This is a genomic window from Streptomyces sp. Ru73 (assembly GCF_002920575.1).
In the GTDB taxonomy this organism is placed as follows: domain Bacteria; phylum Actinomycetota; class Actinomycetes; order Streptomycetales; family Streptomycetaceae; genus Streptomyces.
This window is the reverse complement of record NZ_PQSQ01000232.1, coordinates 1-610: the sequence shown is the minus strand read 5'-3', so window position 1 is coordinate 610 and position 610 is coordinate 1. Positions and strand designations below refer to the sequence as shown.

Below are 610 nucleotides of genomic sequence, written 5' to 3'. Positions count from 1 at the left end.
CCGACGGGCAGGGCGGCGCCGACGTTGCGGGCGGCGTCGGTGACGATGCCCATGTCCTTGTGGTGCAGGTCGATGCGGAAGCCGGGGGCGAAGTCGCGGTTCTTGAAGTTGTCCTTCTTGCGGGTCAGCACGGTGGAGCCGGCCAGACCCCCGTTGAGGACGTCCAGGGCCGCGGCGAGGTCGACGCCGGACTTCTCCAGGAAGACCACGGCCTCGGCGCAGGCCTGGATGTTGACGGCGACGATGAGCTGGTTGGCGGCCTTGACGGTCTGGCCGGAGCCGTGCGGGCCGCACCGCACGATGGTCTTGCCCAGCGCCTCGAAGAGCGGCTTGGCGGCGTCGAAGTCGGCCTGTTCGCCGCCGACCATGATGGACAGCACCGCCTCGATGGCGCCGGCCTCGCCGCCGGAGACCGGCGCGTCCAGTACGCGGAGGTTCTTCTCGGCGGCGGCCTTGGCCAGGTCGACGGAGGTCTGCGGGGTGATCGAGGACATGTCGATCAGCAGCGCGCCGGGCCTGGCGTTCTCCAGGATGCCGTCGGGGCCGTAGGCGATGGCCTCGACCTGCGGGGAGGCGGGGACCATGGTGATGACCACGTCCGCGTCCTTGA

1 protein-coding gene is annotated in these 610 nt (G+C 70.5%); it reads right to left on the bottom strand.

The window, feature by feature from the left end; translation table 11 throughout:
- The coding region (locus tag C3486_RS36730) for a 2-hydroxy-3-oxopropionate reductase (RefSeq protein ID WP_103837142.1) at positions 1–610 on the bottom strand (610 nt) is incomplete at both ends.